This window comes from Microbacterium halophytorum, assembly GCF_002970975.1.
In the GTDB taxonomy this organism is placed as follows: Bacteria; Actinomycetota; Actinomycetes; order Actinomycetales; family Microbacteriaceae; genus Microbacterium; species Microbacterium halophytorum.
Genome location: NZ_KZ672983.1, coordinates 351,200 through 359,096, shown reverse-complemented (window position 1 = coordinate 359,096; position 7,897 = coordinate 351,200). Strand labels below are relative to the sequence as shown.

The 7,897-nt window shown below is 67.4% G+C and carries 9 protein-coding genes and 1 pseudogene; 3 read left to right on the top strand and 7 right to left on the bottom strand.

Features of this window, described 5'->3' with window-relative positions:
- Positions 1-88 precede the first annotated feature (88 nt).
- The 6 genes and pseudogenes from C0010_RS04515 to C0010_RS15220 form a co-directional block, all read right to left on the bottom strand.
- Entirely contained in the window at positions 89-664 is a 576-nt protein-coding gene (locus C0010_RS04515; protein WP_105565858.1) for an HhH-GPD-type base excision DNA repair protein, read from the bottom strand.
- 128 nt (positions 665-792) lie between these two features.
- A complete protein-coding gene (locus C0010_RS04510; RefSeq protein WP_105565857.1) occupies positions 793-1,215 on the bottom strand; it encodes a hypothetical protein in 423 nt (140 codons plus the stop codon).
- A gap of 302 nt (positions 1,216-1,517) precedes the next feature.
- Entirely contained in the window at positions 1,518-2,057 is a 540-nt protein-coding gene (locus C0010_RS04500) for a phosphotransferase (RefSeq protein ID WP_332835778.1), read from the bottom strand.
- Positions 2,058-2,292: 235 nt separating this feature from the next.
- Positions 2,293-2,472, bottom strand: coding sequence for a type II toxin-antitoxin system RelE family toxin (locus tag C0010_RS04495; protein WP_232531717.1), 180 nt, complete (start codon positions 2,470-2,472; stop codon positions 2,293-2,295).
- A gap of 80 nt (positions 2,473-2,552) precedes the next feature.
- Positions 2,553-2,807 carry a type II toxin-antitoxin system Phd/YefM family antitoxin gene (locus tag C0010_RS04490; protein WP_105565854.1) on the bottom strand — a complete coding sequence of 85 codons (255 nt, stop codon included), beginning with the start codon at positions 2,805-2,807 and terminating at the stop codon, positions 2,553-2,555.
- A gap of 70 nt (positions 2,808-2,877) precedes the next feature.
- Positions 2,878-2,958, bottom strand: a pseudogene (locus C0010_RS15220) (HhH-GPD-type base excision DNA repair protein); the annotation flags it as partial.
- A gap of 407 nt (positions 2,959-3,365) precedes the next feature.
- Here C0010_RS15220 and C0010_RS04480 point away from each other — a divergent pair.
- From C0010_RS04480 to C0010_RS04470, 3 genes are all read left to right on the top strand, one after another.
- Positions 3,366-4,433 carry a quercetin 2,3-dioxygenase gene (locus tag C0010_RS04480; RefSeq protein ID WP_105565853.1) on the top strand — a complete coding sequence of 356 codons (1,068 nt, stop codon included), beginning with the start codon at positions 3,366-3,368 and terminating at the stop codon, positions 4,431-4,433.
- 28 nt (positions 4,434-4,461) lie between these two features.
- Complete coding sequence (locus C0010_RS04475) at positions 4,462-5,565, top strand: MBL fold metallo-hydrolase (protein ID WP_105565852.1); 1,104 nt, start codon at positions 4,462-4,464, stop codon at positions 5,563-5,565.
- A 67-nt stretch (positions 5,566-5,632) separates the two neighbouring features.
- A complete protein-coding gene (locus C0010_RS04470) occupies positions 5,633-6,538 on the top strand; it encodes a LysR family transcriptional regulator (protein ID WP_105565851.1) in 906 nt (301 codons plus the stop codon).
- A gap of 61 nt (positions 6,539-6,599) precedes the next feature.
- On the opposite strand, the gene C0010_RS04465 is transcribed toward C0010_RS04470, so the two are convergent.
- Positions 6,600-7,892, bottom strand: coding sequence for a glutamyl-tRNA reductase (locus C0010_RS04465; protein WP_105565934.1), 1,293 nt, complete (start codon positions 7,890-7,892; stop codon positions 6,600-6,602).
- Positions 7,893-7,897: the final 5 nt, after the last annotated feature.

Genomic DNA, 7,897 nt, shown 5'->3' with positions numbered 1-7,897 from the left:
AGCCGCGCGGCGCCCTTCGCCGCGCTCTGGGGGGGGGGCCCGGCGGCGGACCCGCGGGGGGGCCCCCACGCCGCATTCGGGAGCCGGTTCAGCCCTTCGCGGCCTTGGCGGCGGCCTTCATCGCCTTCTTCGCCTCGCGGACCTTCGCGAGCGACTCGGGGCTGACGATGTCGGCGACCGAGCGGAAGGACCCCTCCTCGCCGTACGGGGCGGAGGCCTCGCGCCATCCGGCGCCGTCGTAGCCGTACTGCTTGCCGAGCAGAGCGAGGAAGATCTTCGCCTTCTGCTCGCCGAAGCCCGGAAGCGCCTTCAGCCGCTTCAGGACCTCGCGCCCGTCGGGGTCGCCCTCGGTCCACAGGGCGGCGGCGTCGCCGCCCCACTCGTCGACGAGCGTCTGGCACAGCGTCTGCACGCGGCCGGCCATCGAGCCGGGGAAGCGGTGCACAGCGGGGGTCTCGCGGAACGCCCCGACGAACGCATCGGGGTCGTACCCGGCGATGGTCTCGGCGTCGACCGAGCCGATGCGCTCGACGAGCTTGCGCGGCCCGGCGAACGCGGTCTCCATCGCGACCTGCTGGTCGAGCAGCATGCCGACGAGAAGTGCCAGCGGGTTGTTCGTGAGCAGGTCATCGGCGGCGGTGTCTCCGGTGATGTGAAGGGCCATGGTTCCATTCTTGCGGTCACCTCGCGGTGGCGCGAGCAGTGCGGTGTGCGATTTGGCGCCCCGCATGGTGTGTCACCGCTCGGATGTGATGTTCATCCCAGAGGGCGACTTCGGGCGAGGCCCCGTGATTACTGCGCGGCTCGCCCGCGCCCCATTCGCTTGCGTTCGTCTTCCGCGATCGTCCTGTGCACCGCGATCGCGTCATCGCGGATCAGCGATGAGACATCTTTGTATCTCCGTCGCCGGTCCATCCGTTCACGCAATCGCCAGCAGAGAGCGCCCAGCCCGAATCCGATGACAATCACTCCGTAGAGCATCCACGCGCCGTCGAACCACCATGTGTCGATCGTTCCCTGGTCGAACATGATGACGAGCGCTGCGAACAAGCCGAATCCGAGGTAGAACCCGGCGAGCGCACCGAGCCGGACGAGTGCCGCGATCGGCCGTACGATCAGTTCGGTCAGTGTTCGGATCAGCAGAATCAGCCATGTGATCGTCAGCAGACCCACGAACAGGGTGAACGCAATTCCCCAGCCGGACATCTCGTCCACGACTTCTCTCCTCTCGGGCCGAACGGCGGAGACTTCAGCCTATTGGCATAGTTGCCTTGGTTCCGCGCAAAGGGTGCGCACGTAGGGTGTGAGGTGGCTCTCCTCCCCGCCCCGCGTACGCGCATCGATGCGCGCCTCTGATCGATATGGCCCGCGATTGGCACCGCTCCGGGTCACCCCGCGGTGCACATGGTTACCGTGCCTGCTGGTCGAGGAACTTGCCTGTGAGGAGTGCGAGCGGGTTCACGGTCAGCAGGTCGTCGGCGGTGGTGTCTCCGGTGATGTGAAGGTCGGGCATGTGTTCAATCTGCCAGTGCGTTCAGCCAGATGTCCTGGTGCGCCTCGACGTACCGTGTTGCTTCCGCCCAGTGCGCGCCGTGACCATTGACGTGTAGAGATGCCCATGGTTCCCGTCCGGTCAAGGCAGCATTCTTCAATAAAGTGTGCATTGCAGCTGCTCGTCGACCCATCTCTGCCGGCAGCGCTGTTCGAGTTGCCTCGTCCGCGCGGTAGCCATCGACGAACGCGGCGAGATTGCGAGCTGCGGCACGCGGCGACTGACTCGGATCATTCAGCGTGAAGGCCTGCGCCGCGTAGGCCAAGTCCCAGAGGCGTGTGCTCGGTGCTGCCGCATCCCAATCGATGAAGACCCATCGCTCGCCCATGATGAGGTTCCACGGTGCGAGGTCGTTGTGGCACACAAGCTCACCCCCCGGCGCAGGTATGGCACTTTCCCACGTCGCATTCTCCGGCGCTATGAATGCCGCGCTCGCATCGTGGATCGCGCGCACGATCGACCCGACGCGCATCAGATCGTCGCGGGTCATACGGTCGAGATCCATCGCACTCGTACCATGAACGAACTCTTGAACAGAGCGCCCGTCTTCGTCTTGGCCGAGAGGTTCGGGAGTGTCCACACCAGCCGCACGAACGGCCCGAACGACTGCCGTTACGCTGGGCGTGGCGGCAGTCCATGGCTTGCGCACGGTCTCTCCGACGCGCACGACGCGGCCGGTGGCGTTCCCGCCTGAGAGGATGTGTTCCTGCATCCTGAGCTGTGTCCTTCGGGGCGGAGATTCAGCGGTAGATCTCGCGGCGGTGGCCGATCGCCAGCACGAGGATCACAACCTCGCCATCATTGACGTCGTAGATGACGCGGTAGTCTCCGACGCGAACTCGCAGCTCGCCGCGACCGCCTTTGATCTGTGTGCAACCGTGAGGTCTCGGATCGCTGGCGAGAGCGTCGACAGCGGTCACGATGCGGCGGGCGATCCCACGGTCGAGTTTTCGCAGTGCTTGAGTGCTGACTGCGCGTAGGTGATTTCGTACTGCACGGGCTATGGCTGCAGACCGAACTCGGCCATCACATCTGTGTGAGGCGCGCGAGGTTCGGATTCATTGCGCGCGGCCCTGGCGGCGCGGATGTCCTCCTGATCCTCCAGAGCTTCGAGAGCCCGGTCGAAGAAGTCCGGTGACACGACAACTGCTCGCCGACCGACGCCGCGCGACGTGATCTCGACAGGCTCGCGTTGAGCCGCAGCGATGTAGTCGCTCTGCCGCGCCCGGAACTCGGAAAGGGTGATCGAAGCCATGCTCCAATCATACAACTTGTACAAGACGTGCGTCACTGCGTGCCTGGTGCGCTGTGCGTGGCCAGCACGCCTGCTGGTCGAGGAGCATGCCGATGAGGAGCGCGAGCGGGTTGTCGCTCAGCAGCGCGTCGGCGGCGGGGTCGGCGGTGATGTGGAGTTCTTACAGGGGGCCAGTGTGCCAGCGGCAGGGGCGTCCATCGGAAGCCTGTGTCGTCGAGCATCGTCGTAGCCGTTCGGACTTTCCGGATGCAGAGCCGGATTCTTCCGCTGGAGTGCAGGCGGGGCACACCATATGGTCGAATTCGTGACCGCAGATGTTCATCTCTTCGCCGATGCGCCGTTGCTCGTGCGATTCCGAGATGAACGGGGAGCGGACGGTTGCTGACACGAGACGTATCGCCCCGCGTACCCGAGGGGTCTGGCCACAGGCGGGCGCGGCTTCATCGAAGCCCTCGCTCCGCCGCGTGACTGAACCACGTTCCTCGAGCCGCGGCCGTTGACACCCATGACACGCAATCACGCCAGCACTGGCGACCGCACGCAATGGAGAGTAGTGATATGACGACCAACCACATCGAGGACATCCAGGGGTTGGCCCCGGTGCTCAACGCACTGCCCGGTGAGTCGGTGCCGTACTACATCGCCGCGGGGGAGGGGCCGCGATACGAGACGGCCGGGATGATGTGGAACGTCGTCGCGCGCAGCCAGGACACCGGTGGGCTGTTCGACGCCGCATTCATCCACGGCGGTCGGGGGACGGATGTCCCGTTCCACAGCCTGCCGGCGCATCAGCGCTCCTATTACGTGTTCGAGGGCAGCGCCCAGTTCTGGATCCCGGGTGAGTCCCGAGTGCTGGTGCCCGGCGACTCGGTGCATGTCCCGGCCGGCGTGCCCGTGGCGTTCCGGTTGCTGGGGAATCTCACGAAGCTGTTCCTCTACTCCGCACCGGGCGGAGCGTTGGATGCTCTGCTCGATGCAGGTGAGCCGGTCGAACACCACGTGTACTCCCTGCGCGGCGACGGTTCGAAGACGACACGGTCCGGCCTCGTGCTGCCGGGGGCGATCAGCGACACCGACCTCGAACGCGTCGCCAGTGACGACACGACGTGGGATGCGCACATTCCCGCGGGTGCCGAGGCGTACTTCCTGCGTCACCTGGAGGGCGACCGCCGCGCATGGCCGGACAGCATCAACGCCTACAGCTCGCGCGGCCGCACGACGGGGCGCCGTTACTTCTCCGTGACGACCTTGGCGACCAAGCAGCCGTACATCATCCGGCACTTCCACCAGCAGCACACCGAGAACTTCCTGTGCCTGTCCGGCCGCGTCTGGCTCTGGGTGAACGGCGAGGAGTTGCTGCTGACGCAGGGAGACTTCCTCCACGCGCCGGCAGGCACCGTCCACAGCTTCGCGATCGCGTCGCACAACGCGCAGATGCTGGGTGTGCTCACCTCGGATGTGTTCGAGCCGTTCTTCGACGTCACGGGCGCGGAGACCACGGATCCGGTCTACACCGAGGGGCTCATCGACCCCGGTCAGGTCCTCGCAGGAATCCAAGCCAATCCCGACCTGGATCTCGTCGTCGTCGGCCCGCCGCCCGAGCGCGTGCGCGCCACCGGCATCTGAGAGTCCCGGACACAGAAGAACGAGAACCGTGACGAAGAGTATCCAGCCGCCCAACGATCGCGCGGCCGAGGCGATGACGCCTCTCCTGTCCGCACCCACCCGACGGACGTTCGTCCTGGGTGGTCTGTTCGCCGCGGGGACGTCCGTCCTCGCGGCTTGCGCACCACTCTCCCCCGACACACCGGTCGCGTCAGCGACGACGGGCGCCGCCGGGTCATCCGCAGATGAGCCGCAGGGCGACCGGATCATCCTCCTGGGAGTCGGCGGCGGCCCGGTGCTGGACGCACAGGCGTCCAAGCCCGCCGTCGCACTGGTCGTGAACGAGAAGATCTACCTGGTCGACTGCGGTGCGGGCGCCAGTGAGCAACTGCTGGCCGCCGGCCTGTCATTCGCCGATCTTGCCGGAGTCTTCCTGACGCACCTTCATTTCGACCACACTTCCGGACTGGGTGAGCTCATCCTGCATGGCTGGGTGGACCCGAATCGTCTGCCGGAGTCCGCGATGCTCTGGGGGCCGCCGAAGACCACGGAGAAGCCGACCGGGTTCCAGCAGATGTACGGCGAGGACATCCGGCTGTTCGAATCCGACGGGGCTTTCGGGAAGGCACCCGTTCTCGAGGCCACCGACGTCACGGTGTCGACGGCCGAGAACGTCGTCACGACCGTCATGGAGGACGACAACGTGTCTGTCGACTGCACCCGTGTGTTCCATGGAGACGAGGTGGAGGACGCCTACGCATACCGCTTCACGATCAAGAGCAGCGGGAAGGTCGTCGTCTTCTCCGGCGATACGGCGGCGCCGAACGCGAACCTGATCAACCTCGCCCAGGGCTGTGACGTCCTGGTGCACGAGGCCCAGGACAACGCGGCGATCGCTCAGATCGCGGAGAACTTTCCGCCGGAAGCCGCGGACGCCTTCGTCAGCCATATGGAGGAGGCACATTCGAGCGTGCTGGACCTCCCCCGGGTTGCGCAGCAGGCCGACGCGAAGACCCTCGTCCTGAATCACTACGCCCCCGTCGTTCATTCCTCGGAGGAATGGATGGACATGATCGCGCCGGCGGCGGAGGAGGCCGGATACACCGGTCGCATCGTCGCACCGCAGGATCTGGACGTCGTCGCGATAGAGTAGGCGCCGTCCGTCGAGGGACCGCTGACGCGAGCTCTCCCACCTTTCACGACGTGAGGCGGTCGGAGCCGTGAAGGAGCGCTTCAACGCAACGCTGCACCAACTGCGCTGCTTCGACGCGGTCGCGTCGGAACTGCACTTCGGCAGGGCCGCCGTGCAGTTGTCGCTGAGCCCGTCGGCGCTCAGCGATCAGATCTCCGCGCTCGAGCGGTCCCTCGGCATGACTCTGTTCATCCGGTCACCTCGCAGTGTTCGGCTCAGCGAGGCCGGTCGTGAGCTCGTGCCGCTCGCACGGAAGAGCCTCGATTCAGCCGACGCCATCTCCCAGTGGGCGTCGAGGTATCACGCGCCGGTATCGCTGCGAGTCGGAATGGTGGTGTCCAGCCCCGTCTTCCAGCAGGCGATGGCCGAGGCGGCTCGCGTCATGCCGCACGTGAGCTGGGAGATCAAGCAGTTGGGCTTCAACGACGTATACGACGCCCTGCGCAGGGGGGAGGTCGACTGCGCCTTCATGGCGGAGGTCGGCGACGGGCCGGCACCTGACCTCACGGCGCTGGTCCTGTGGCGACAGCCCTGCGTGCTCGTCGTCAACGATCAGCATCGCCTGGCGCCGCGCTCGTCCGTGCGCCTCGACGAACTGGCGGAGGAGGCGTTCATCCCGGTCGGCGGAGACGTCGTCAGAAGCCGTTGGTTCCCTCAGGTCACAGCGCCGCATTCCCCCGGTGCCTCGCGCCATGCACAGGCGCGGACCTTCGAAGAAGTGCTCGAGCTGTGCCGAGCGGGCATCGGCGTCAATATCGCGGGCGAGGACGCGGCCGAGATCTATCCGCGGTCCGGAGTCCGGTACATCCCGCTCGTCGATGCCCCGCAGGCCGTGACCTATCTCTATACCCGTCCGGGCGCTCCCGAGCCGGAACTCGGCCGATTCGTCAACGTTGTCACGGACGTCGCGCGCGCCCACGCCGAGGGCCGGTAGGGCGGTCGGGTACGGAGCACCCTCGTGCACGCTCCGCGGCGTCAGAATCGCGAGCGGCGCGCTAGGCGGATTCAGCGTGCCCGAAGGGGCACTCCGCAGGTGCTGCAGACGGCGCCTGCGCGGCGGACGCCGGTCGGGCATCGATGCCGAACAGCGTCTCGAGCGCGCCGAAGACCTCGTCGGCGCGGCCGGATGCCGCCAGCTCGCGGGCGCGGGAGGTCGGGTCGTGCAGCAGCACGCCGACCATGTGGCGCAGGGCCTCTTCCGTGCGGGCCGTGTCGCCGCGGCCGCGGCCGCGCTCGATCTCGGCCTCCATCAGGGCGAACACGTGCTGGCGCAGGGCGACGATCGCGGGTGCGGCGCTCTGCTCGCGGCCGACGACGCCGAACTTCGTCGCCGCCTCGTGAACGATGCGGCGGGCGTCGTCGTGCGCCTGCAGCTCCTCGAGCGGTGCGTGCAGGCGGATCGTTTCCAGGTCGAGCAGGGTGATCCCGTCGATCTCGGCGACGTCGTGCGAGACGTTGCGGGGCAGGCCGAGGTCGATGACGAAGCCGCCGGATGCACGACCGCCGCGCCGCAGCAGGTCGGCTGTCACGACGGGCTCTTCGCGCGAGGTGCAGGTGATCAGGATGTCGGCGGATGCGGCGGCCTCGGCGAAGCCGTCGGCGTCCACCCAGGCCATGTCGTGCTTGACGGCGAAGCGCTCGCCGCGACCCGACGGGGAGTGGACGGTGATGTCGCGTGCGCCGAAGTCGCGGAGGGCCGCGACGGTGGCGGCTGCGTACGCACCCGTGCCGACGAGAACGGCGCGCTGCGTCGACCAGTCGTCGATGCGACTGTCGACGAGCTCGAGCGCGAGCCGCACGAGAGAGCGGCCGGCGCGGCCGATCGCCGTGGCGTTCTTGACGCCCTTCTGGGTCTCGGTGGCCCGCTGGAAGAGGCGTTCGAGCTCGGGTGATGTGGCGCCGTCGGCGTGGGCCTCGTCCCGGGCGCGGCGGACCTGGCCGGCGATCTCGCCCTCGCCGATGACGACCGACTCGAGGCCGGAGGCGACGGAGAAGAGGTGCTCGGCCACGTGGCCGTCGGTGCGGATCTCGTAGGCGCCGTGGAGGTCATCCGGCGTCACACCCGTGGCGCTCTCGACGGCACGAAGGGCCGCGTCGATGCCGGCCTGGTCGGCGCCGGGGACGACGTCGAGGTAGGCCTCGAAACGGTTGCACGTCGCCAGGACGACGGCGCCGTTCACGCCTTCGGCCTCCGCGATGCGGGGGGAGACGGGGTCACTGGCCACGGACAGGCGCTCGAGCAGATCGAACGGGGCGGTCTTGTGACTCGCGGACAGTGACAGCAGCACGAGCA

What these genes read in the sequence shown, in the direction of transcription:
- C0010_RS04515 (WP_105565858.1), bottom strand. Translation starts at nt 664, where the DNA reads ATGGCCCTTCACATCACCGGAGACACCGCCGCCGATGACCTGCTCACG.
- C0010_RS04500 (WP_332835778.1), bottom strand. Translation starts at nt 2,057, where the DNA reads ATGGATCTCGACCGTATGACCCGCGACGATCTGATGCGCGTCGGGTCG.
- C0010_RS04490 (WP_105565854.1), bottom strand. Translation starts at nt 2,807, where the DNA reads ATGGCTTCGATCACCCTTTCCGAGTTCCGGGCGCGGCAGAGCGACTAC.
- C0010_RS04480 (WP_105565853.1), top strand. Translation starts at nt 3,366, where the DNA reads ATGACGACCAACCACATCGAGGACATCCAGGGGTTGGCCCCGGTGCTC.